Annotated in this window: 20 protein-coding genes and 1 tRNA gene; 8 read left to right on the forward strand and 13 right to left on the reverse strand. The window is 65.9% G+C overall.

What is annotated here, in order from left to right:
- Positions 1-312: 312 nt before the first annotated feature.
- Positions 313-2,226, reverse strand: coding sequence for a phosphomethylpyrimidine synthase ThiC (gene thiC, locus HWY37_RS00850; RefSeq protein WP_176087615.1), 1,914 nt, complete (start codon positions 2,224-2,226; stop codon positions 313-315).
- Positions 2,227-2,598: 372 nt separating this feature from the next.
- Between thiC and HWY37_RS00855 the strand changes: the two genes are divergently transcribed.
- Complete coding sequence (locus HWY37_RS00855; RefSeq protein WP_176087616.1) at positions 2,599-3,162, forward strand: SecDF P1 head subdomain-containing protein; 564 nt, start codon at positions 2,599-2,601, stop codon at positions 3,160-3,162.
- Positions 3,163-3,244: 82 nt separating this feature from the next.
- Here the strand turns inward: HWY37_RS00855 and nadS are convergent, their stop codons facing one another.
- The 3 genes from nadS to HWY37_RS00870 all read right to left on the reverse strand — a co-directional run bounded on the left by nadS (position 3,245) and on the right by HWY37_RS00870 (position 4,595).
- Positions 3,245-3,535 carry a NadS family protein gene (nadS, locus tag HWY37_RS00860; RefSeq protein ID WP_175207010.1) on the reverse strand — a complete coding sequence of 97 codons (291 nt, stop codon included), beginning with the start codon at positions 3,533-3,535 and terminating at the stop codon, positions 3,245-3,247.
- A gap of 112 nt (positions 3,536-3,647) precedes the next feature.
- Positions 3,648-3,848: a type II toxin-antitoxin system RelE/ParE family toxin gene (locus HWY37_RS34855; RefSeq protein WP_246302153.1), complete on the reverse strand. Its 201-nt coding sequence runs from the start codon at positions 3,846-3,848 to the stop codon at positions 3,648-3,650.
- Between the two features lie 294 nt (positions 3,849-4,142).
- The gene (locus HWY37_RS00870) at positions 4,143-4,595 is read right to left on the reverse strand and encodes a helix-turn-helix domain-containing protein (protein WP_175207011.1); all 453 of its coding nucleotides are present in this window, start codon (positions 4,593-4,595) and stop codon (positions 4,143-4,145) included.
- A gap of 147 nt (positions 4,596-4,742) precedes the next feature.
- Here HWY37_RS00870 and HWY37_RS00875 point away from each other — a divergent pair, with 147 nt between their 5' ends.
- Positions 4,743-5,375 (forward strand): response regulator transcription factor, encoded by a 633-nt coding sequence (locus HWY37_RS00875; protein ID WP_246302154.1) that lies wholly within the window; start codon positions 4,743-4,745, stop codon positions 5,373-5,375.
- Here HWY37_RS00875 and proB read toward each other — a convergent pair.
- From proB to HWY37_RS00900, 5 genes are all read right to left on the reverse strand, one after another.
- Positions 5,344-6,480, reverse strand: coding sequence for a glutamate 5-kinase (proB, locus tag HWY37_RS00880; protein WP_175207013.1), 1,137 nt, complete (start codon positions 6,478-6,480; stop codon positions 5,344-5,346). The genes HWY37_RS00875 and proB overlap by 32 nt on opposite strands.
- 57 nt (positions 6,481-6,537) lie before the next feature.
- Positions 6,538-7,674, reverse strand: a complete 1,137-nt coding sequence (gene obgE, locus HWY37_RS00885; RefSeq protein ID WP_175207014.1) for a GTPase ObgE — start codon at positions 7,672-7,674, stop codon at positions 6,538-6,540.
- Between the two features lie 188 nt (positions 7,675-7,862).
- A complete protein-coding gene (gene rpmA / locus HWY37_RS00890; RefSeq protein WP_006216229.1) occupies positions 7,863-8,123 on the reverse strand; it encodes a 50S ribosomal protein L27 in 261 nt (86 codons plus the stop codon).
- 34 nt (positions 8,124-8,157) lie between these two features.
- On the reverse strand, positions 8,158-8,469 hold the full coding sequence (gene rplU, locus HWY37_RS00895; protein WP_006216228.1) for a 50S ribosomal protein L21: 312 nt from the start codon (positions 8,467-8,469) through the stop codon (positions 8,158-8,160).
- Positions 8,470-8,777: 308 nt separating this feature from the next.
- A complete protein-coding gene (locus HWY37_RS00900; RefSeq protein ID WP_176087617.1) occupies positions 8,778-9,536 on the reverse strand; it encodes an IclR family transcriptional regulator in 759 nt (252 codons plus the stop codon).
- A gap of 103 nt (positions 9,537-9,639) precedes the next feature.
- On the opposite strand from HWY37_RS00900, the gene HWY37_RS00905 reads away from it, so the two are divergent.
- From HWY37_RS00905 to HWY37_RS00920, 4 genes are all read left to right on the forward strand, one after another.
- On the forward strand, positions 9,640-10,809 hold the full coding sequence (locus HWY37_RS00905) for a fumarylacetoacetate hydrolase family protein (protein ID WP_176087618.1): 1,170 nt from the start codon (positions 9,640-9,642) through the stop codon (positions 10,807-10,809).
- 196 nt (positions 10,810-11,005) lie between these two features.
- Positions 11,006-11,971, forward strand: a complete 966-nt coding sequence (ispB, locus tag HWY37_RS00910; protein ID WP_175207017.1) for an octaprenyl diphosphate synthase — start codon at positions 11,006-11,008, stop codon at positions 11,969-11,971.
- Positions 11,972-12,091: 120 nt separating this feature from the next.
- Positions 12,092-12,168: transfer RNA gene (locus tag HWY37_RS00915), tRNA-Pro, on the forward strand.
- Between the two features lie 160 nt (positions 12,169-12,328).
- Positions 12,329-14,461 (forward strand): LamG-like jellyroll fold domain-containing protein, encoded by a 2,133-nt coding sequence (locus tag HWY37_RS00920; RefSeq protein ID WP_176087619.1) that lies wholly within the window; start codon positions 12,329-12,331, stop codon positions 14,459-14,461.
- A 34-nt stretch (positions 14,462-14,495) separates the two neighbouring features.
- On the opposite strand, the gene HWY37_RS00925 is transcribed toward HWY37_RS00920, so the two are convergent.
- Positions 14,496-15,416, reverse strand: a complete 921-nt coding sequence (locus HWY37_RS00925) for a LysR family transcriptional regulator (RefSeq protein WP_281371982.1) — start codon at positions 15,414-15,416, stop codon at positions 14,496-14,498.
- 163 nt (positions 15,417-15,579) lie between these two features.
- Between HWY37_RS00925 and HWY37_RS00930 the strand changes: the two genes are divergently transcribed.
- Together HWY37_RS00930 and HWY37_RS00935 are read left to right on the forward strand one after the other, a co-directional pair.
- Positions 15,580-16,548 (forward strand): Bug family tripartite tricarboxylate transporter substrate binding protein, encoded by a 969-nt coding sequence (locus HWY37_RS00930; RefSeq protein WP_176087621.1) that lies wholly within the window; start codon positions 15,580-15,582, stop codon positions 16,546-16,548.
- Complete coding sequence (locus tag HWY37_RS00935) at positions 16,545-18,071, forward strand: sulfatase-like hydrolase/transferase (protein WP_176087622.1); 1,527 nt, start codon at positions 16,545-16,547, stop codon at positions 18,069-18,071. Before HWY37_RS00930 ends, HWY37_RS00935 begins: the two co-directional genes overlap by 4 nt.
- Before the next feature lie 40 nt (positions 18,072-18,111).
- On the opposite strand, the gene HWY37_RS00940 is transcribed toward HWY37_RS00935, so the two are convergent.
- From HWY37_RS00940 to HWY37_RS00950, 3 genes are read right to left on the reverse strand one after another with little or no spacing between them, the layout of a single operon-like run.
- Positions 18,112-18,912 (reverse strand): winged helix-turn-helix domain-containing protein, encoded by an 801-nt coding sequence (locus HWY37_RS00940; RefSeq protein ID WP_176087623.1) that lies wholly within the window; start codon positions 18,910-18,912, stop codon positions 18,112-18,114.
- 35 nt (positions 18,913-18,947) lie between these two features.
- Positions 18,948-19,955, reverse strand: a complete 1,008-nt coding sequence (locus tag HWY37_RS00945) for a fimbrial protein (RefSeq protein WP_175207023.1) — start codon at positions 19,953-19,955, stop codon at positions 18,948-18,950.
- Between the two features lie 41 nt (positions 19,956-19,996).
- Positions 19,997-22,504, reverse strand: a complete 2,508-nt coding sequence (locus HWY37_RS00950) for a fimbria/pilus outer membrane usher protein (RefSeq protein ID WP_176087624.1) — start codon at positions 22,502-22,504, stop codon at positions 19,997-19,999.
- Between the last annotated feature and the right edge of the window lie 11 nt (positions 22,505-22,515).

Genomic DNA, 22,515 nt, shown 5'->3' on the forward strand with positions numbered 1-22,515 from the left:
GCGCGGCCGGCCGGGGGCGGGCCCCGCAAGATCCTCGCCCACCCCCACCGGTGGCAAGAACGCCAAGCACACAGTTCGTCCCGGCATCCGCGAAGATTCAATCAACCGAGTCCGTCGCGTCGGGGGCCCGCGAGGCGCGGGGAGTCGATAAGCCCGAGGGAATCCGAAGGAACCGCCGAAGGCGGTGACGAGGATGACGAAGGGGAAGCCCGGAGCGAAGGCTCCGGGCCGCAATCGTTGACCCGCGCCTCGCGGGCCCCCGACGTGACGGGCGTCTTAAGAACTCAAACCCGTCACAAGCAAGAAAAAAAATCACTGCCGATGATAAACCTCGGCCCCTTTCTTAACGAACTCCACAGACTTCTCCTCCATCCCCTTCTGCAACGCATCCTTCTCGCTAACCCCCTGCGCCGCCGCATAATCCCGCACGTCCTGCGTGATCTTCATCGAGCAGAAATGCGGCCCGCACATCGAGCAGAAGTGCGCCACCTTCATCGAATCCTTCGGCAGCGTCTCGTCGTGGAATTCCTTGGCGGTATCGGGATCCAGCCCCAGGTTGAACTGATCATCCCAGCGGAACTCGAAGCGTGCCTTCGACAGCGCGTTGTCGCGGATCGCCGCGCCCGGGTGGCCCTTGGCCAGGTCCGCCGCGTGGGCCGCGATCTTGTACGTGATGATGCCGTCCTTCACGTCCTTCTTGTTCGGCAGTCCCAGGTGTTCCTTGGGCGTCACATAACAGAGCATCGCCGTGCCGTACCAGCCGATCAGCGCGGCGCCGATGCCCGAGGTGATGTGGTCGTAGCCGGGGGCGATGTCGGTGGTCAGGGGGCCCAGCGTGTAGAACGGCGCCTCGTGGCAGTGTTCCAGCTGCAGCTCCATGTTTTCCTTGATCATCTGCATCGGCACATGGCCCGGGCCTTCGATCATCACCTGCACGTCATGCTTCCACGCCACTTGCGTCAGTTCGCCCAGCGTCTTCAGTTCGGCGAATTGCGCCTCGTCGTTGGCGTCATAGCCCGAACCCGGGCGCAGGCCGTCGCCCAGCGAGAAGCTGACGTCGTAGGCCTTCATGATTTCGCAGATTTCCTCGAAGCGCTCGTACAGGAAGCTCTCCTTGTGATGCGCCAGACACCACTTCGCCATGATCGAGCCGCCGCGCGAGACGATGCCGGTCATGCGGTCGGCCGTCATCGGGATGAACGGCAGGCGCACGCCCGCGTGGATCGTGAAGTAGTCCACGCCTTGTTCGGCCTGCTCGATCAGCGTGTCGCGGAAGATCTCCCAGGTCAGTTCCTCGGCCTTGCCGTCTACCTTCTCCAGGGCCTGGTAGATCGGCACGGTGCCGATGGGCACGGGCGAATTGCGGATGATCCATTCGCGCGTTTCGTGGATGTGCTTGCCGGTGGACAGGTCCATGACCGTGTCGCCGCCCCAGCGGATCGCCCAGGTCATCTTTTCCACTTCCTCGCCGATGCCGGAGCTGACCGCCGAGTTGCCGATATTGGCGTTGATCTTCACCAGGAAATTGCGGCCGATGGCCATCGGTTCCACTTCCGGGTGGTTGATGTTGGCGGGGATGATGGCGCGGCCGCGGGCGATCTCGTCGCGCACGAATTCCGGCGTGATGGAAGAGGGGATGGCGGCGCCGAAGGACTGGCCCGGATGCTGGCGCAGCAGGCGCTTGACCATTTTTTCGCCGTCGGGTCCGCTGGCGCGCAGCGTCTCCAGGTACTGCTCGCGGCGCAGGTTTTCGCGGATCGCCACGAATTCCATTTCCGGCGTGATGATGCCGCGGCGGGCGTAGTGCATCTGGGACACGTTGGCGCCCGACTTGGCGCGGCGCGGCGGCCGCTGCAGGTCGAAGCGCATGGCCGTCAGCTTGGGATCAGTCAGGCGTTCCTTGCCGTAGTCGCTGGTCGGGCCGGCCAGCAGTTCGGTGTCGCCGCGCTCTTCGATCCAGGCGCGGCGCAGTTCGGGCAGGCCGCGGCGGATGTCGATCCTGGCGTCGGGATCGGTGTAGGGGCCGCTGCAGTCGTAGACCGTGAGCGGCGGGTTCTTCTCGCCGCCGAACATGGTGGGCGTGTCGGCCTGCTCGATTTCGCGGAACGGCACGCGGATGTCGGGCCGCGAGCCGGTCTGGTACACCTTGCGCGATTTGGGCAACGGCGCGACGGCGGCCGAGTCCACTTCTGCGGTGGCGGCCAGGAATTTGGGATTTGCGTTCATGGAAAGCTCCAAGCGAGTGGTTGGAGCCGATCGGGAAGGAATCTCCGCCGCGCGCGCGAACGCACCTGGCGGAAATACGGCTCCCAGCATCGGCATTATCCGTACTGGTACGAAGGGACTCTCTCAACACGTCCGGCCGGAAAGGCGGGACGAGTACCCCTGCGCGAAAGCGAAGTATAGAGGCTGGCGCGCGTTCCGACGAATCGCCCGGCTGCTGCGCCGCGTCAGCCGGTGCAGACGCAAGCTGGTATTACTGGATTACATTTGGATTCAGACTGGGGCGACACCGTCATTCAGCTTCGGTACACTTTTCCCAGTGCCGGGCATGGAGACACATGGCCTGGTCTTAGTCCACTTGAGAAGGAATCGAGCATGCAACTGACCATACGCAAATTGGCGCCCGCCCTGGTTGTTGTGACGTTGGCGCTAGCGGGTTGCAAGACCGCCCCGACCAAGACGTCCGGCGACACCACCACGCCGCAGACCGGCCAGCCGGCCGCCACGACGCCCGCCGCTGCCGCGTCGGTGGACTTCTACCTGGCGCAAAAGCAGCCCGCTCCTGGCCTGCGCGAAATCGGCCTGCCTGACGGCAAGCTCTACATGCAGACCATGCCGGTCCTGACCCGCGCCGACCTGACCGACGCCGCCGCGCTGGTGGACCGCCAGGGCAAAAACTTCGTGGGCCTGCGTTTCTCGGAAGCCGGCGCCCGCAAGCTGAATGACGTCAGCACCAAGAACGTCGGCAACATGCTGGCGCTGGTGATCGACCAGGAACTGGTTGCCGCTCCGCTCATCGCCGAACCGCTGAACCGCGGCGTGCTGGCCTTCGGCGTGCAGTCGGCCCAGGCCGCCTCGGAGATCGCCGCCAAGATCCGCGGCGACGCCGGCGTGCCGCCCGCGGGCGGAGCTGCTCCGGCTCCTGCTGCCAAGCCCTGATCCGCTCAGGCAATCAAAAAGCCCGGCGATGCCGGGCTTTTTTTCTTGGGCGAGCGGACCGTAACCTCGACTCGCAACAGGCCTAGCGATGCAGTGCACGCAGCGCCATTTCAGGCGCATTGGCGACGACTTTCAGCAAAGCGGCAGCGGGCCCCGTAGGTACCCGTCGTTTCTGTTCCCAGTTTTGCAGCGTGCGGACGCTGACGTGCAAGGCAGCTGCGAACTCCGCCTGGGACAGCTTGGTCTGCTCTCGCACCCGCTTCACGTCCAAGGGATCAAGCGTCGTCACTCGTGATGGAGACGCCCGGCCTTTGCGAATTGCCGCTGCCTCCTTGAGGCTCGTCTTCAGATCGGCAAACAATTGCTCGTCCATGTCATAGATCCTTTACCAACGCCCGCAACTGCGCAAGTTCTGCCTGAGTCAAATCGTCTCGCACGCTCTTGGCATAGGCCAACAGCATCAAGAGCTGGTCGTCATCCGTGATCTAGTAGTAGATCACCCGCAGCCCGCCACTTTTGCCTGTTCCTGGACGTGCGTAGCGCACCTTCCGTATTCCTCCGCCACCAGGGATCACATTGCCGCACGCTGGATCTTCCAGCAGCATTTGCTGCAAGTCTCGATAGCCGTCATCCGTCAGCAGGGAAGTGATTTGCCTGGTAAAGACGCTGGTTTCTACGAAAACCATGATCGGATTATACGCCAGTGGCGTAGTCATAATTAACATGAAGCAGCCGCTGAGAGTAGCGCTGCGAGGGCGTTGATGAATGTACGCGCCCTGCTGGGGGCGATGTGGCCCACCGTGCGGTTTTCGTCACAGACTGGCGCGTCGGGACAGGGTTGCGAGGGAGGCGCGCGGATTGCAGCCACGACGACTTGGCGTCGCGAAATGCCGGAAGTGTCGGGCCAGGACAGGTAGAAGCGCAGGCCTGTGGCTGCGCTTCTTCAGCGAGACGTTGCGCCTACGCGAAAAGTGCCACGCTCAGCCCGGCTTGCGGCCGCGCGTCTTGGCGCCGCGGCGGACCTGGACGGTTTTTTCGATGTAGGCCAGGGTGATCGATTCGAGTACCAGGCGGTCGTCGGCCGTGAGCGATTCGAACTGCGAAGGCGAGATATTGGGGAAGGGCCAGGGCGCCAGCGGGCGCGGCCGGGCGCCGGGGCGCGGCACGGGTTCCGCCACGCCGGGGGTAGGCAAGGTGTTGCTGAGGTCGTAGCCTTCCACGGGCAGTTCCATGGGGCCTTTGCCGGTCTCCAGCCATTCGACCTCGACCTTCAGGACCTGCGCCAGCTTGCGGGCCGAGCGGCTGGAGTGCCGCAGCCCGCTTTCATAGCTGCCGATGGCGCTTTGCGAGATGCGCCCCAGACGGGCGAGCGCTTTCTGCGTGTGGCCACGCAAGAGGCGCGCATGCTTCAGTCGGTCTGAGAATGTTTTCACACGGCGATTGAAGCTTGCTGATCATGCTCTTTGGTAGTTATAAATATTACTTAAGTGATATTTATCAAGGATGACAATATGGAGCAACGGGGCAGCGTCTTCGTCGTACAGCTTGCCGAAGCGGCGGGCGAGGATTTCGCCGGCGCCTTGCGCCTGTTGCGTTGGCAAGTCCGTCTATTCGATTCGTCCGCGCAGTTGCTGGAACACCTGCAGACCGAGCGCGCGGATGTCCTGGCGCTGTGTGGCGCCAGCCGGGGCGTGCCGGACCTCATCGCCATGCTGCGCCGCTTGGCGCCGGCCGCGACGGTGGTCTGGCAGTCGCCTGGCGTCGGCGCGTCCGAACGCATAGCCGCGCTGGACGCTGGCGCGGATGTCTGCATGCCTGACGGCATGGAGGCGCTGGAATGGGATGCCTTGCTGCGCAATCTGTGCCGGCGCGCGCCCGCCGCCGCCTTGCCCTGGCGAGTCGATCCGCATGCCGGCGCGTTGGCGGGGCCGGCGGGGGAATATTTGCCACTGACGGCGACGGAGCGCGCTTTTTTTGTCCGCTTATTGAACGCGCCGGGCTACTGCCTGCGGCGCGAGAGCTTTTTCCCTGCCGGCGGGCACGACTCGCGCGAGGGAGCGCGGCGCGTGGATGTGCTGTTGTCGCGGCTGCGCAGCAAGGCGCGCCGCCTCAACATCGAATTGCCCGTGCTCGCGGTGCGCGGCTGGGGCTACATCCTGATGACCGAGGGCGGGCAGGGGTTCAGAGAACGACCAGATTATCCCGATGCATGAGCTCGGGTTCGGTCATGCTGCCCAGGATGCGCGCGATCTGCGACGAAGGTTGGCGCAGGATGCGGCGGGTGTCGGCCGATGAGTAGTTGATCAGGCCGCGGGCGCACTCGCGCCCTTGGCCGTCGACGCAAGCGACCACGTCGCCGCGGCCGAACTCGCCCTCGACCTCGGTCACCCCGATGGGCAGCAGGCTCTTGCCTTCGCGCAGCAGCGCCTGCACGGCGCCGTCGTCCAGCATTACGCGTCCGCGCAGCCGCAGGTGATCGGCCAGCCACTGCTTGCGCGCGGACCAGACCGGCAGCACGGCGCGCAATTCGCTGCCTATGCATTCGCCCTGGGCCAGGCGCGTGAGCACGTTGCGTTCGCGGCCAGAGGCGATGACGGTGTGCGCGCCGCTATGCGCCGCGCGCTTGGCCGCCAGCACTTTGGTCAGCATGCCGCCGGTGCCGATGCCGCTGCCGGCGCCGCCAGCCATGGCTTCCAGCGCGGGGTCGCCGGCCTGGGCGTGCGACATGAACTTGGCGTCGGGATTCTTGCGGGGATCCGAGTCGTACAGGCCGCGCTGGTCCGTCAGGATGATCAGCGTGTCGGCTTCGATCAGGTTGGTGACCAGCGCACCCAGCGTGTCGTTGTCGCCCAGCCGGATTTCGTCGGTCACGACCGTGTCGTTTTCATTCACGATGGGCACCACGCCCAGGCGCAGCAGCGCGAACAGCGTGCTGCGCGCGTTCAGGTAGCGGTGCCGGTCCGCCAGGTCTTCGTGCGTCAGCAGGATCTGGGCGGTGCGCAGGCCGTACTCGGCGAACGCGGCTTCATAGGCCTGGCACAGGCCCATCTGGCCCACGGCCGCGGCGGCCTGCAATTCGTGCATCACGGACGGGCGCTTGCGCCAGCCCAGGCGCGCCATGCCTTCCGCGATGGCGCCGCTGGAAACCAGCACGACCTGCTTGCCCTGCTTGTGCAGGGCGGCGATCTGCGCGGCCCAGTGCGCCACGGCGGCGCGGTCCAGGCCTCGGCCTTCGTTGGTGACCAGCGACGAGCCGACTTTGGCGACGAGGCGCTGGGCGTTGGTGACGACGGAAACGGCGGGTGTTTCAGCGGACATGATGGCGGCCGGCTGCGGCGAGAAAAAAGACGTAATCGAGAGGACTGCGATTATGGCTTATTCGTCACCGCCGCGCGGCGCGGAGGGCTGGTCGGCGTCGGAGCGCTTGTCGTCGAAGCGCGGGTCCGGCGCGACGTAGGTATCGTTCGCCTTGTCTTGCGACAGGTATTCCTTGTCGCGTTCGGCGTCCAGGTAGTCCTGCAGCGCGTAGATCAGGTCCTGCGTGCCTTCGCCCGACAGGCCGGAGATGCCGAACACCGGACCCTTCCAGTCGTAGAGCTCAAGGAAGCGGCGCTGGGTGTCCTCGGGATCGGGCACCATGTCCAGCTTGTTCAGGACCAGCCAGCGCGGCTTGGCGGCCAGTTCCGGATCGTAGCGGCGCAGTTCCTCGACGATGGCGCGCGCGTCAGCCACGGCCTGCTCGACGGGATCGGCGTCCGGGTCGGGCGTGGACACGTCCACCAGGTGCAGCAGCACGCGGGTGCGCGCCAGGTGGCGCAGGAACAGGTGGCCCAGGCCGGCACCTTCGGAGGCGCCTTCGATCAGGCCGGGAATGTCGGCCACGACGAAGCTGCGCGACGGCGAGGTGCGCACCACGCCCAGGTTGGGGTGCAGCGTGGTGAAGGGGTAGTCCGCGATCTTCGGCTTGGCATTGGAAATGCGCGTGATCAGCGTGGACTTGCCGGCGTTGGGCAGGCCCAGCAGGCCCACGTCCGCCAGCACCTTCAGTTCCATGCGCAGGTAGCGGTGTTCGCCTTCCTTGCCGGGCGTCCACTGGCGGGGCGCGCGGTTGACGCTGGATTTGAAATGGATGTTGCCCATGCCGCCCTGGCCGCCGGCGGCCAGCACCACCTTCTGGTCGTGCTGGTTCAGGTCGAACAGGACTTCGCCGGTGTCGGCGTCATGGATGATGGTGCCGACCGGCACGCGCAGCGTGATGTCCGGCGCGGCCGCGCCGTACTGGTCCGAGCCGCGGCCGTTTTCGCCGTTCTTGGCGCGGTGCAGGCGCGCGTAGCGGTAGTCGATCAGCGTGTTGATGTTGCGGTCGGCCACCGCGAAGATGGTGCCGCCGCGGCCGCCGTCGCCGCCGTCCGGGCCGCCCTTGGGGATGAATTTTTCGCGGCGAAAGCTCGCCACGCCATTGCCGCCTTTGCCGGCGACGACTTCGATGGTGGCTTCGTCTACGAATTTCATGATGTCCGGGCGTGTAGTGGGTAGTGGGGCGGGGCCCGTCATCGGACGCCGCCGGGAGGCAGGGGCCGGAATCGTCCGGCGGCTGCGTGAAAACAGGAAAAGCTTAAAACAAAAAAGCCCTGCCGCATGCGACAGGGCTTTTGCCGTTCTGGAACGCGGCGAACCGCGTTGCTGACCGTGCTAGTCGATTACTCGGCAGCGACGATCGAAACGGTCTGCTTGTTCAACGCGCCCTTGAAGCCGAATTGAACCTTGCCGTCGATCAGCGCGAACAGGGTGTGGTCCTTGCCCATGCCGACGTTCACGCCAGCGTGGAAGCGAGTACCGCGCTGACGCACGATGATCGAACCAGCGGGAATCAATTCGCCGCCGAATGCCTTGACGCCCAGACGCTTCGATTCTGAGTCGCGTCCGTTCCGCGTAGAGCCGCCGCCCTTTTTCTGTGCCATGTTTAGCTCCTGCTAAGTGGTACCGAGTCGCTTCTTAAGCCGTGATGGCTTCGATGCGGATTTCGGTGTAGTTCTGACGGTGGCCCTGACGCTTCTGGTAGTGCTTGCGACGGCGCATCTTGAAGATCTTGACCTTGTCGTGGCGGCCTTGCGCAAGAACCGTTGCCTTGACCACGGCGCCGGAGACGAGGGGCGTGCCAACTTTCAGTTGGTCGCCTTCGCCCACGGACAGCACTTGGTCCAGGGTGATTTCTTGCCCAATGTCAGCCGGTATCTGTTCTATCTTGAGTTTTTCGCCAGCGGCAACGCGATACTGCTTGCCACCGGTTTTTACGACCGCGTACATGGGGTGTTCCTTAAATAGGTAAATGGGTTCATCCGCGCTGCCTGCCCTGCTGGGCGGGTTGCCGCTCTGGCGGGACGCTTTCTTTTCCTGGCGCCAGGGTCTGGCAAGAGGGGAAAGGCCTTGATGCCTGGAAGGTTCAAAACCGGATTTAGAACCGGGTCTAAGCCTGCTCCGGCACCCAGAGTGGGTGGCGCAAATGCAACCGACGTAATTCGGGCATTGCTGACCGAATCTGGAATATTAGCCCGGGACTTTCGGAAAGTCAAAAAGCGCTTGCAGGCTAAGGGCTTAGGTGTCGCGTGCAGGCTTCAGGCGCCGGGGATCACGCGCAGGGCCACGTCCCGGGCCACGATGCGTATTCCTTCCATGACGTCGCGGCGGTGCTCGGGGTCGAGGCGGTCGGTGGGGATGGAAGTGCTGACGGCCACCCGCTTGCCCAGCGGCGTCACGCCTACGTAGGCGGCATAGCAGACCAGGCCGGTGGCTACTTCCTCCAGATCCTGCGCCAGGCCGCTGCGGCGCACCTGTTCCAGCTCCTGGTCCAGCGCGGCGCGGGTCGCGAGGCTGCGCTCGGTGACGCGCGGCAGCGCGTCGGGCACGCGGGCGGCCAGGTCCTCTGGCGGCAGGCTCGCCAGCAAGGCCTTGCCCAGCGCGCAGGCGTGCGCGGGCAGGCGCAGGCCCAGGTCCGACACCAGCCGCACCGGGCGGCGGGCGTCCTCGCGGGCCAGGTAGACCACGTCGAAGCCGTCCAGCGTCGCCAGTTGCACCACTTCGTTGTGCCGCGCCACGAAGGCGCCGGCCGCCGCCTGGAAGGCCGTCTGCAGGCCATCTTGGCGCAGATAGGCATAGCCCAGCGCCATCAGCTCAATGCCGATGACGTAGCCGCCGTCGCGGCGCTCGATCCAGCGGCGCTGTTCCAGGCAATCCAGCAGCAGGTAGAGCGTGCTGCGGGCGAGCTGGCAGGCTTCGGCCAGTTCCGAAGCCTTGACGGGTGCGTTGCGGCTGGCGAGCAGACGCAGGATGTCGTGCGTGCGCCGGATGGCGGGGACGTCGTATTCGGAGGTCATACGCTATTGTCCAACATATTGGACAATAATTCAGGATATTGGACATGATAATGCAGCTCTCCTAGACTTTCCCGCACATCAAACAAAGAAAGCGAGGAGTCACATGAACGAGGCCAAGGCGCTGCCAGCCGATCTGGAACAAGCGCTGCTGGTGGGGCGGCTATGGCGGCCGGGGCCGGTGGACGGCCCCAGCGTGGTGGCGGTCCGCAAGGGCGAGGTGATCGACATCACCGCGGTTGCGCCCACCATGGCGGACCTGCTGGACCGGCCTGACCGCGTGGCGTTGGCCGCCAGCGCCGCAGGGGAATCGCTGGGCGACGTGCGCGCCCTGATGGCCGCGAACCTGGCGGGAGAGGACGGCCCCAGGCTGCTGGCGCCCTGCGACCTGCAGCCGGTCAAGGCGGCGGGCGTCACTTTCGCCATCAGTCTGCTGGAGCGGATGATCGAGGAAGAGGCGGGCGGCGATGCCAGCCGCGCCGAGGAAATCCGCGTCCGCATGCAGGCGTTGATCGGCTCCGACCTGTCGCGCCTGCGTCCGGGGTCGCCCGAGGCCGCCAGGCTGAAGGCCGAACTGACCGAGCGCGGCCAGTGGTCGCAATACCTGGAGGTGGGCATAGGCCCGGACGCCGAGGTCTTTTCCAAGGCGCCGCCCATGGCCTCGGTGGGGACGGGCGCGCAGATCGGCGTGCTGCCCGAATCCCGCTGGAACAACCCCGAACCCGAGATCGTGCTGGCGGTGGACAGCCGCGGCGAGGTCGTGGGCGCCGCCCTGGGCAACGACGTCAACCTGCGCGACATCGAAGGCCGCAGCGCCTTGCTGCTGACCAAGGCCAAGGACAACAACGGGTCCTGCGCCATCGGCCCCTTCATTCGTCTGTTCGACGGCAATTTCTCCATGAACAGCGTGCGCCAGGCCGACGTGTCCCTGCGCATCGAGGGCCTGGACGGCTTCGAGCTGGACGGCGTGAGCCACATGCGCGAGATCAGCCGCGACCCGCTGGACCTGGTGCGCCAGGCCTGCGGCAGGCACCACCAGTATCCGGACGGCTTCATGCTGTTCCTGGGCACCATGTTCTCGCCCACCCAGGACCGCATGGGGCCTGGCACCGGTTTCACCCACAAGATGGGCGACCGCGTCGTGATCGCGTCCGAGCGCCTGGGCGCGCTGATCAACGAAGTGCGGCTGGCCACCGAGATCGAACCCTGGACCTTCGGCGTGCGCGCGCTCTACGCCAATCTGGCCGGGCGCGGCCTGTTGCGGCAAGGGGCCTGACCCGCTGCTGGATGACGCCGGGCAAGGAAGGCGCGCCGGGCGCCGCCCCTGCCCGGCGATTCTGCCAGGATGACGGCTCAGGTTCGTCACTCCCCGTATAATCCTTGGTCGAATCCTCCCGCCGCCTCCGGCGGGCCCAGCGGTAAGAGCCGGTCCGCGTCCGCGCCACGGCTCGTTTCACTCTCCCGGATACGTCTTGAATCTCCCCGAGCTTGTTGCCCCCATTGCTGACGATATGAAAGCCGTCGACGCGGTCATCCGCGAGCGGCTGAATTCCGACGTGGTCCTGATCCGCACGATCGGCGACTACATCATTGGCGCGGGCGGCAAGCGCATGCGCCCGGCCATGGTGCTGATGGTGGCGCGCGCCCTGGGCTATGAAGGCACGCATCATCAGCTGCTGGCCGCCGTGGTGGAATTCATCCACACGGCCACGCTGCTGCACGACGACGTGGTGGACGAGTCCGACCTGCGCCGCGGCCGCGAAACCGCCAACGCGGTCTTCGGCAACGCCGCCAGCGTGCTGGTGGGCGACTACCTGTATTCGCGCTCGTTCGAGATGATGGTCGAAGCCGATTCGATGCGCGTCATGAGCATCCTGTCCGAGGCCACCACGGTGATCGCCGAAGGCGAGGTGCTGCAGCTGCTGAACGTGCACGACCCCGACGTCTCGCAGGAACGCTACCTGCAGGTCGTGCGCTACAAGACCGCCAAGCTGTTCGAGGCCGCCGCCCAGGTGGGCGCCGTGCTGGCGGGCGCCACGCCCGAGCAGGAAGCCGCCGCGGCCGCCTACGGCCGCCACGTGGGCACCGCCTTCCAGCTGGTGGACGACGTGCTGGACTACAGCGGCGACGCCGCCGCCCTGGGCAAGAACGTGGGTGACGACCTGCGCGAGGGCAAGCCCACGCTGCCGCTGATCCGCGTGATGGAAGTGGGCACCCCGGAACAGCAGCAACTGATCCGCGATGCCATCAAGACGGGCGACGCAGACTTCGCCGCCGTGGCCGCCGCCATTCAGGCTACGGATGCCCTGGAGCATGCCCGCCAGGCCGCCGTGGCCGAAGCCGATCTGGCCCGAAAAGCACTTTCTGCTTATCCCATTTCCCCTTTTCAAAAATCTCTGTTAGAATTCTGCGCTTTCGCGGTGAACAGAGATCGCTAAGCGAATTAGGCGAAAAAGCTGGGGTAACCCAGCAGCCTGAAACGTGGCGGTTGATAGTGGAAGCGAAAGACGATTTGGTTGCACTGAGCGCAGCGAAGTCAGTAGTAGTGTAGTAAGACTCGGGGCGTAGCTCAGCCTGGTAGAGTACTGCGTTCGGGACGCAGGAGTCGGAGGTTCGAATCCTCTCGCCCCGACCACTCATGTGGTCGAATTCATGAAGGTGTTTCCCGACACCTTTGGCTGAAAGCCGGTATCGCGCAAGCGTTGCCGGCTTTTTTGCATTTGCGTGTCTGACATCGTCATTCCACCGTCATTCCGCGTCTCTAGACTCCCGCCTTTTTCGAACAGGCAGCAGAGATGACGAAGGACAGCAAGTACGGCCAGGGTGATACGCAGATCGTGGAGCAGGCGGCGGACGGATTGCCGCTGGCGCCGGACAGCCGGCGGCGCAGCCTGTTGCGCGCCGGCTTGGGCGTGACGTTGTTGCCCATGGGCGGCAGTTTCCTGCTCAGCGGCTGCAACGGCGGCGGCGGTGATGACGACGAGGACGATGGCGGCACGGGCAAGCCCCAGCCGGCCCTGGTGTCGAGCTTTGCGCTCGCGGTGTTGCCGGATACGCAGTTCTATTCGCGCTATGCCACCGACGCCGAGAACCAGCAGTTCATGCGCAAGTACGGCAGCGAGCCCTATCAGGCGCAGACGCGCTGGGTGGCCGAGCACGCGAAGGCGCTCAACATTCCGTTCCTGATGCACCTGGGCGACGTGGTCGACCAGCAAGGCAAGCCCGACCAATGGAAGGTGGCCAGCGCCGCGATGAAGGTGCTGGAGGACGCCAAGGTGCCGTATTCGATCCTGGCGGGCAACCACGACGTGATCGTCGACCGCGACTATGTGGACGAGAGCAGCCAGTCGGCCAACACGGACGCGCAGCGCGACCTGGCCAAGGAACCCTATCTGCAGCACTTCGGCGTCACGCGCGCGAAGCAGCAGGCCACCTTCGGCGGCCGCGACGCCAGCGGCTTCCACGAGTACCACGTGTTCGAGGCCGAAGGGCAGAAGTTCCTGGTGCTGTCGCTGTCCTGGCGCGCGTCGAACGACGCGCTGGCCTGGGCCAACCAGGTCCTGCGCGCCAATCCCACGCTGCCCGCCATCCTCGTCAACCACCAGTTGCTGAACATCGACAAGGACGGCGTCAGCCCGCTGGAAGTGCCCTACGGCAAGATGCTGTGGGAGAAGCTGATCCGCGACAACGATCAGATCTTCATGACGCTCAACGGCCACTATCACGGCGCCACCCGCCTGACCAAGACCAATGCCTACGGCCACGCGGTCGAGGAAATGGTGGTGGATTATCAAATGGCCTACCAGGGCGGCAACGGCCTGATGCGCCTGTACGAATTCGATCTCGGCAACAACGAGATCCGGGTGATCTCGTTCTCGCCGTGGGTGCCGCAGAAGCCCAAGGACACGCTCAATGCGTTCGACCAGGCCGTGCTGACCGCGCCCAACGAGCAGTTCACGATCAAGATGGATTTCGCGAGCCGGTTCTCGGGCTTCAACAAGACCTTCAAGGCCGCGACGCCCTCGCATACCTCGCTGGTGGAGCAGGCCACGGCGCTGATCCTGGCCAACTATACGGATCCCGCGACCGTGGAGCAGAAGCCGGCGGCCAATGCCGACGACTATCCGCTGGTGGCCGGGACGCTGGCGCACTGGCGCTTCTTCGGCGGCAAGGCCGGGCAGCCCGTCAAGGTGGGCGAGACCGTCGCGGACCTGGCCGGCCTGAACCCGATCCGCCGCGCGGCGCTCAACATCGACGGCGTGGCCGGCGCCCAGGAAGGCGATCTGCTCTGGTCGGACGATCACCACTACCTGTCCGCCGCGCCCGGCTCGGTGCGCTTCCTGAACACGGACAAGAACACGGCGCGCATGAGCTACTTCACCACCGATGCCGCCGCGGCGATCAATGGCGCCACCGTGCCCAAGGGCTATACGGTCGAGGCGTTCCTCAAGATCGACAAGGACTGGAGCGCGCAGAAGCACGCCTGGATGAACGTAATGACGCGCGACGGCAAGCGCGGCGACCTGGCGGGATTCAAGGGCGGCGATCCCGAATCCCCGCCCCTGATCTTCGCGGTGTCCAGCCTGCGCGAGATCCAGTGGGAAATCGTGCCGGCCGTGACGGGCGAGCGCGGCGGCAAGACCAACTGGTCGGGCGAGATCATCGCGGACAAATGGTTCCACGTCGCGGTGGTCAACGACCCGGACACGCACGAGACCATTTTGTACATCGAGGGCGCGCCGGTCTTGCGCAACGTCAGCAACGCGCCGGGCCTGGCGACGCTGGCCGCCGACATGCCCTGGGTCATCGGTGCGGGCTCGTGGGACGGTGAACGGGCCGACGGCTTCTTCGGCAGCATCGGTGAGATCCGCATCGTCGACAAGGCGCTCAAGCCTGCGCAGTGGCTGACCGCGCGCCGCGGCGCATAAACGGGCATGCGGGACGCGCGCGGCGCGTCCCGCGTCAGTCCAGCGCCGCTGCTTCGGCAGCCTCGGCGCGCAGGCATTCGATCAGCCGCTGCATGCGCGGCGACAGGTCCAGGCTATGGTGCCGTACGATGCCCAGCGGGCCGAACACGGGCGGCAATTCGATATCCAGGATGGCAATCTCGCGGCCGCTGGCGGGATTGCGGGCGACGCAGCGGGGCAGCAGCGACAGCAGGTCGCTGCTGGCCATCAGCATCATGTTGTTCAGGGCCGAGGCCGATTCGATGCGCGAGGCCGGATACAGGCCATGACGTTGCAGCAGCATGTCCAGGCCGATGCGCGCCGGACTGCCGCGCGGCGGCATGATCCAGGGGTAGGCGGCCAGCTGCTGCCAGGAAACCCGGGCCTGGCCCGCCAGCGGATGTTCGCTGCGCGCGCAGATGCACATCGGCTCCTCGTACAGCACTTGCGCCACGGTATCGGGCGCGCGCACGGCTTCGCCCATTCTGGCGACCAGCAGATCCAGCTTGCGGGTGTGCAGGTCCGGCACCAGCGCTTCGAGCGAACCCTCGCGCACCAGCACATTGACGTTCGCGGCCTGCTGCTCGAAGCGCAGCAGCGCGCGCGGCACCAGGTAGGCGGCCGCCGCGGAGTTGACGCCGAGATGGATGGTTTCCACGTCCAGGTCGGGCGCGCCGGACCATTCGCCGCTCATGCGTTCCAGATCGCCCAGCACCCAGCGCGCATGGCGGATCAGGGAGTCGCCGTGCGGCGTTGGAAAGGTGCCCTTGGCGGTGCGCTCGAACAGCCGCGCGCCCAGCATGTCCTCCAGCTCCGCAAGCATGCGCGACACGGCGGGCTGGGTGGTGGCCATGCGTTGCGCCGCCACGCCGACGTTGTGGACTTCGTCCAGCAGCAGCATGAGCTGGAGGTGGCGCAGGCGCAGCCGGCCGCGCAGGTACTAGCCGGGCTGCAGGGGCGGGACGGAAGCGGTCATGCTACATATCAACTCTGATATGGAAAGTGAAAAATATATCATTGGACTGGAATGTGGCGGTGTCCGATGATCCTTCCATAGCGAGCAGCCCACCGACGAGGCGAGCCGCAGGAAGGAGACAATCATGCTGAAACTGATATGCGGCGCGCTGGCCGCATGGAGTCTGGCCGTTCCCCTGGCGGCCGCCGCGGCCTATCCGGACCATCCCGTCACGCTCGTCGTGCCCTCGGTCCCGGGCGGCGCGGCCGACGTGGTGGGCCGCCTGGTCGCCACGGAACTGGCCAAGCGCTGGAATGTGCCCGTCATCGTGGAGAACCGCGCTGGCGGCGCCAGCATCATCGGCACCCAGGCGGTGGCCCGGGCCAAGCCCGACGGCTATACCTTGCTGCTGGGGCCGGATGCTTCCTTTACTGCGGTGCCCTACCTGCTGCCGGACGTCCAGTACCAGTCCAAGGACTTCGCGCCCATCGCCACCTTGGCCACCTTGCAATATGTGCTGGTGGGGGCGCCCGGCGCGCCATTCAAATCGCTGCGGGAATTGCTGGACCAGGCGCGCGCCCGGCCGGACGCCTTTACCTACGCCAGCGGCGGCCCCGGCTCGACCCATCATCTGGCGATGGCGCTGTTCGAGCGCGCCGCCGGCATTTCGCTCAAGCACGTGCCCTACAAGGCCGCGCCCCAGGGCTTCGTCGGCGTCATGGGTGATCAGGTCGATCTGATGTTCATCGTCGCCAGCACCGCCGTGCCGCAGATCAAGGCGGGCAAGGTGCAAGGCCTGGCCAACGCCGGCGCCGCGCCCATCGCCGGCGCGCCCGAGCTGCCCATGGTGAAGGACACGGTGAAGGACTTCACCTTCTACAGCTGGTTCGGCCTGTTCGCGCCGGCGCGGACGCCGGCGCCGGTGCTGGCCGAATTGCAGAACTCCGTGGCCGCGGTCCTGCAAAGCCCGGAGGTCCGCGACAAGATGCAGGCCCAGGGCATGATCGTGGGCGACCAGGACGGACTGGGCTTGAGCGAGCGCATCGCCCGCGACGTCCAGGTCCTGGCGCCCGTCATCGCCGACATCAAGACCGCCACCAGCAAGCAGCAATGAAACGTCCCAACATCCTCCTCATCACGACCGACCAGCATCGCGGCGATTGCCTGGGCTTTGCCGGGCGGCGCGTCAAGACGCCGCACATCGACCACCTGGCGCGCACCGGCACGCACTTCACGGCCTGCATCACGCCCAACGTCGTCTGCCAGCCCTCGCGCGCGTCCATGCTCACCGGCCTGCTGCCTTTGACGCACGGCGTCCGCGACAACGGCATAGACCTGGACCTGCGCGCGGGCGAGGCGGGCTTCGCCGGCAGCCTGGCCGCCGCGGGCTACGACACGGGCTTTATCGGCAAGGCGCACTTCTCCACGCACCATACGTTCCAGGCCACCGGCCGGCCCGAATGCCAATACAGCGAGGCCGGCATGGGGCCGGCCTGGGCCGGGCCCTACATGGGTTTCGAGCACGTGGAGCTGGTGGTGGAGGGTCACAACTACTGGCTGCCCACGCCCTTGCCCGGCGGCCTGAACCATTCGCGCTGGCACTACGGCGACGGGCTGGGAGAGCTGCGCAACCAGCTGTACCAGACCGACCTGGGCCCGGCCAGCAGCGCGCCGCAGACCTTCAATTCGGCCTTGCCGGCGGCCTGGCACAACTCGGCCTGGATCGGCGACCGCAGCGTCGATTACCTGCGTGAGCATCGCGACCGGCCGTTCTGCCTGTGGGCCTCATTCCCCGATCCGCACCATCCCTTCGACTGCCCCGAGCCCTGGTCGCGCCTGCATCATCCCGACGAGGTCGACCTGCCGCGCCACCGCGTCACCGACTACGAGCGCCGGCCCTGGTGGCACCGGGCCAGCATGGAAAGCAAGCCCATGGGCAACGCCGAGGTGCAGGCGGTGCGCCAGAACTTCTCGCGCATGCCGACCCAGTCCGACGAGGCGCTGCGCCGGATCATCGCCAACTACTACGGCATGATCTCGCTGGTGGACCATCAGGTGGGGCGCATCATGAAGGCGCTGAGCGAGTACGGCCTGGATCAGGACACCATCGTGATCTTCACGTCCGACCATGGGGAATGGCTGGGCGACCATGGACTGATGCTGAAAGGCCCCATGCCGTACGAGGGCCTGCTGCGCGTGGCCATGGTGGCCAGCGGTCCCGGCATCGTCGCGGGACAGCGGGTGGAAGACCCGGTTTCGACGCTGGATCTGGCCGCGACCTTTTACGATTACGGCGGCGCCTCGGGCCTCGCGCCCGTGCACGGCCGCAGCCTGCGTCCGCTGCTCGAAGGCCGCGACGCCAGCCGCGAGTTCGCGCTCAGCGAATGGGACGTGGCGGCATCGCGTTGCGGTGTGGAGCTGAAGCTGCGCACGGTGCGCACGCGCGACTGGAAGCTGACCCTGGAACTGGGCAGCGGCGCGGGCGAGATGTATTGCCTGGCCGACGATCCAGACGAGATGGACAATCTTTTCGACGACCCCGGCCATGCCGCCAAACGGCGGGAGCTGACCGACATGCTTGCAAGCCGGCCGGCCGATCAGTTGTCGGCGCGCGTCGCGGCATCCGGCATAGCTTGAACGCAGACTGAGCCAGGGCCCTGCTCGCCAGAGGAAACTGCTAGTTGGCGTTGCTGATGGGATGAACGAAGGTATAGCCCTGGCCGTAGCTCGTGCGCAGCGGAAGCTCGATTCCGGCCATCCGCGCGCGGCGCCGCAGGCGGCCGACGACGCTGGAAACTATGGCGCGCTGCAAGTGCACGGGGCGGCTGGCGGCATCCGGCCAGACTTCCTTGTGCAGGTCGGCGATGCTGCAGTACTGGAAGTCATGGCCGCTCAAGCACGATAGCAGCGCGTACTCCTTGTTGCTCAACACCAGCTTGCCGGCGCTGTCGGGCGCGCGCAGCGTCTTCTCGGCCTCGATCAGCGCCCACTCGCGGACCGGCGTGACGCGGACGGTCGCGACGGTCGCCGTCAGGGCTCGCCGCTGCCGCGCCAGCGCTTGCCTGGCAGGCGTCGCTTCGCGCTGCAGGCGGCTGAGCAACGCCGAGGAAAGGCGTTCCAGGCTGCCCAGAGCCGCCAGCAATTCGTCGATACCCGCGTCCGAGGACAGGCAGGCATCCGCGCCGGCGCATATCAGTTCGGCCCTGGCATGGGAGGAGTCGTTGGCGGTGATCATCAGCACCAGTCCCGCGACATAGGGGCCGCGCCGCGCCGACATGGCGGCGGTCAGCCAATCCGCGCTGCCCTGCATGACGACGTAGTGCAGGCCTGGCTCGGAAAGCTGGTCCTGCAATCTGGCGGCAGAGTGGGTCAGGCATATCATCTGGGTACGATCGCCCAGCCCTTGCACCAGCGCTGCCGCCGGTTCTATGGCTTCGACGCAGACATGGACGGTGTGATTGAACGCGGTCTTTTTCATGGTCGGTGGTCGGTGGGTCGTGGAATCAAAAGGGCTCATTTGTATTCAAGCGTGAATGTGGCCGTGCCGTTCGCCACGCCAGCAGTCACCTGGTTCGCCGTCTGGTAGTAGCGGGCGTGGAACGGCACGGTGTAGACGCCGTCCCTGGACATGCCCACCAGGGCGCCCTGGCCATAGACGACCGGCTGACGGTCCTTGTCCAGGATCTGGATGCCGACGCCCGTTGCGGCGTTGGCGTCCGGGCTCAAGGCGATCACGCCCGGGGTGCCCGACGTGTCGGGCTTGGCGTCCATCCGCAGGTACACGGCGTTCAGCTCCGGCTTGGCCTCGCGGCAGTTCAGCTTGATGTCGAAGCGTTGTTCGGCGGCAGTGCTGCCGACTGAGCTGAACAGGTTCTTCCAGACCTTGCCAAGTTGCACGGGCGGCGTGGGGGCGGCGGTGCAGGAAGGGGTGACGATGGTCGTGGCGCGTCCGCTGATCTGTACTTGCAGGGCTTTTTGTGGTTCGTTCGACGCATACATGGTGGCGTACAGCCCGTCCTGCAGGGAGCCATTACCCGTGTCTCTGTCGATCTTGAAGAGTTCGACTGTGATGTTCCAGTTTTTGCTGGTGCTGGTCCTGGAAGTGGTGGTCGGTAGTGAAAACGGAAAATGAACGGGTGGAACGCTATCCCAGTCCCGGAAGCCGATTCGAATTCCGATGCCGGGAATGTTGGTCCGGTAGATCCGGTTGGTGTTGCCCGAGAGTTCTCCCATGTGGATGGAGCCGACCCACGAGCCGCCGCCGTTCTTATCGCACTGAATAATCACGATGCCCTTATGGGAGATGGGGAATCTTCGTTCAACGAGCAGGGTGTTGACGGGAGCATTCGTTGGCACGAGTACGGAGCCGAGCGCGATATTGATCACGTTCTTGTCCAGCCCCTCTCCCAGCGCGCATGCTGCAAGACTTTGCGGCGCATACCCGCACAGCATCAGCGCCAGGCATGCCCATGCCAGCATGCCGCCCGTTCGTTTTCCCTTGATGCCGTGATGTACTTTCATCTCATGTCCGTTCATATGTCTTGCGATCTTCAATATGCGCATCACTGGCACACGTAGCTGACTTCGCGTATGGGCGCTGGGCGGTCCTCTTGCGGCAGGCTGTAGGACACGCCGCAGCTGTCGCCGGCGCCGCGGCCCCAGACGATGCGCATCGTTCCGGATTGCTGAGCCCCCGTCACGAAGGCCTGGCCGTCCGGCCCCACGATGCCGATCTCCTGGCCCGCCTCGTTGTCGATGCGTGCGCCGAACGGCACCACGCTGTGATCCTCGCGGGTCAGCGTCATCATCAGGCGGTAGCCCACCACCGTCTCGAATCCCGCCTGTATCACCGCGCCGCGGGTGGGCACCAGGTTCAGCGCCGCGTTCCTGACTTCGACGGTGTCGCCCAGGTCGGCGGTGCGCATGGCCAGGCGATTGGAGCGGTATGGGCTCAGGCTGGGGACGATGGCGTAGCCGGCGCCGTCCGTGCTGATGCCGGGATGCGATTCGAACCTGACGTCCTCGGCCGCCGGCGCTTGCACCAGGGCCACGGTTTCACCCAGCGGCTGGCCCAGCGTCACGCCGCCGGCATGGACCACGATGCCGCCCGACAGCCCCGCGCTGACCTGGTTGTAGCCGCGCCCCTGGGACGCGCCCAGGTCGACGCGCCCGATCCGGGACAGGTAGCTGGCGTTGCCCGTGCTGCTGACGCCGTTCTGATTGGAGGTTGCGGCGGTCAGGTTGTAGGTCAGCCGGTCATCTTCGAGCGCGGAGCCGAAGACGCTGGCCTGGTGGCTGGTCTGGCCGTTGTTGCCGGTGACCATGGAGTACTGGGCGCTGCTGCGCGAGGCGCCCAGCGGAATCGACAGCGACAGCATGACCTGGCGGTCGGTCGGACCAGTGCGGCCGGTGTTCATGTTGACGAAGACGTTGTAGCTGACCTGCCGGTAGAAGCCTGAATAGCCGACCTGGATCAGCCGCTCCTTCCCGTTCGTCTGCCAGTACGTCTGTTGGCGCGCAGACGCGTAGACCGATCCCCAGGCGCCAAGCGACTGGGCCACGTCGAGCCGCAGTTCGTTGCGGCGGTTGGGCATCCTGTAGCCCAGTTCGAAATCGTCGACGCCGGTCGCTTCCTGAAAGGTCCGGTAGCCGCTGGTGGAGTAGCGGTAGCCGGCGATGCGGAAGTTGGTGCCCGCGTCATCGAAGGACTTGGCATACAGGAAGCGCACGGATTGCCCCTGGGATTTCAAGCGCTCGGTGGAGGTGCGCGCATGCGACAGGTCCAGCGAGATCGCGCCGAAATTGCGCAGGTTCTTGCCCACGCCCACCAGGCCGGACTGATAGATGCTGGCGGCGGTGACGCCACCATATAGCGAGAATTCCTGGCCCAGGCCGCGCGCGACCGTCCCTTGCACAAAGGTGGGTTCGCGTTCGTTGGAACCATAGGCGCTGCGATAGCGGCCGGCGGTGGCGCTGTAGCGCCAGGTGCCTTCGCGCAGCAGCGTGGGCACGGAGGCATAGGCCTGCACGTAGCGGTTCTGCCGGCCATCCGATTCCATGATTGTGACTTCCAGGTCGCCGCCGGAGGAAGACGGGTACAGATCGTCCAACACGAAGGCGCCGGGCGCGACATAGGTGCTGTACACGATGTAGCCGTTCTGCCTGACGGTGACGAGCGCATTGGTCCGGGCGATGCCGCGTATGGTCGGCGCGTAGCCTTGCATGCTGTCCGGCAGCATGGAGTCGTCCGAGGAGACTTGCACGCCGCGGAACGGCACGCTGTCGAAGAAGTTGCCTGGCGTATTGCCGTCGCCGATCAGCAGTTGGCCATTGATGGAACGCAGGTCGCGCTGCAGATTGGTTTCCACCGCCTGCCAGCTGCCGCGTCCGTCGGAGCCGCGGTTGTAGTTGGAACTGTGGCGCACGCGCCAGTCGCCGAAGTTGAAGCCGCCGCGCAGGCCCGCGAACCCCATGTAGGGCGATTCCGCGCCGCGGCTGGAGGATTCTCCTCCGCCCTGGCGCGACATGTTCAGTTGATAGTCCAGCAGGGCCGCGGTGATGCCTTTGTCCCAGCGCGACGGGTCGACCGAATCCCGCGCGGCGCGCTTGATCGCGGCCTGCGGAATGCTCAGCAGCAGACGCTGCTTGCCGCCATCGAATGTGACGGAGGCGTCCTGCACCAGGGCCGCCAGGTCCACGCAAGCGCCGTCGGCGCCGGCCGATTCGGGCAGCGCGGCCATGTTGACGCCCCAGGCCTCCAGCTGGCCGCGGGTCAGGCAGACCGAGGGCTGCTTCTGGCCTTCCCGGGCCTCGATGATGATCCTGCTCTTGCCCGCCGACTGGTCGTTGACGATCACGTCGGCCAGGTACTCTCCTGGCAGGACGCTATTGCCGAAACTGAAGATGGACAGGTCGGCCTGCGGCTGGTCTCCGCCGGTGCCCAGGAAGTCCTGGTTGAAGACGGCTCCCTGCGGCTCGGCCGCCTGGGCCGCCAAGGAAACCAAGCCCAGCGCCAGCGACGCCAAGGCCGTGTATGCAGGAATGCGGACCTGCTGCGATACGCCATTCATTCGATGCACTC

The organism is Achromobacter anxifer, from assembly GCF_903652925.1.
GTDB lineage: Bacteria > Pseudomonadota > Gammaproteobacteria > Burkholderiales > Burkholderiaceae_B > Achromobacter > Achromobacter anxifer.

Coding starts and splice junctions, on each gene's coding strand:
- thiC (WP_176087615.1), bottom strand. CDS start 2,226: ATGAACGCAAATCCCAAATTCCTGGCCGCCACCGCAGAAGTGGACTCG.
- HWY37_RS00855 (WP_176087616.1), top strand. CDS start 2,599: ATGCAACTGACCATACGCAAATTGGCGCCCGCCCTGGTTGTTGTGACG.
- obgE (WP_175207014.1), bottom strand. CDS start 7,674: ATGAAATTCGTAGACGAAGCCACCATCGAAGTCGTCGCCGGCAAAGGC.
- HWY37_RS00940 (WP_176087623.1), bottom strand. CDS start 18,912: ATGAAAAAGACCGCGTTCAATCACACCGTCCATGTCTGCGTCGAAGCC.
- HWY37_RS00950 (WP_176087624.1), bottom strand. CDS start 22,504: ATGAATGGCGTATCGCAGCAGGTCCGCATTCCTGCATACACGGCCTTG.
- HWY37_RS00930 (WP_176087621.1), top strand. CDS start 15,580: ATGCTGAAACTGATATGCGGCGCGCTGGCCGCATGGAGTCTGGCCGTT.
- HWY37_RS00900 (WP_176087617.1), bottom strand. CDS start 9,536: ATGACCTCCGAATACGACGTCCCCGCCATCCGGCGCACGCACGACATC.
- proB (WP_175207013.1), bottom strand. CDS start 6,480: ATGTCCGCTGAAACACCCGCCGTTTCCGTCGTCACCAACGCCCAGCGC.
- rpmA (WP_006216229.1), bottom strand. CDS start 8,123: ATGGCACAGAAAAAGGGCGGCGGCTCTACGCGGAACGGACGCGACTCA.
- HWY37_RS00905 (WP_176087618.1), top strand. CDS start 9,640: ATGAACGAGGCCAAGGCGCTGCCAGCCGATCTGGAACAAGCGCTGCTG.
- HWY37_RS34855 (WP_246302153.1), bottom strand. CDS start 3,848: ATGGTTTTCGTAGAAACCAGCGTCTTTACCAGGCAAATCACTTCCCTG.
- HWY37_RS00935 (WP_176087622.1), top strand. CDS start 16,545: ATGAAACGTCCCAACATCCTCCTCATCACGACCGACCAGCATCGCGGC.
- HWY37_RS00945 (WP_175207023.1), bottom strand. CDS start 19,955: ATGAAAGTACATCACGGCATCAAGGGAAAACGAACGGGCGGCATGCTG.
- rplU (WP_006216228.1), bottom strand. CDS start 8,469: ATGTACGCGGTCGTAAAAACCGGTGGCAAGCAGTATCGCGTTGCCGCT.
- HWY37_RS00920 (WP_176087619.1), top strand. CDS start 12,329: ATGACGAAGGACAGCAAGTACGGCCAGGGTGATACGCAGATCGTGGAG.
- nadS (WP_175207010.1), bottom strand. CDS start 3,535: ATGGACGAGCAATTGTTTGCCGATCTGAAGACGAGCCTCAAGGAGGCA.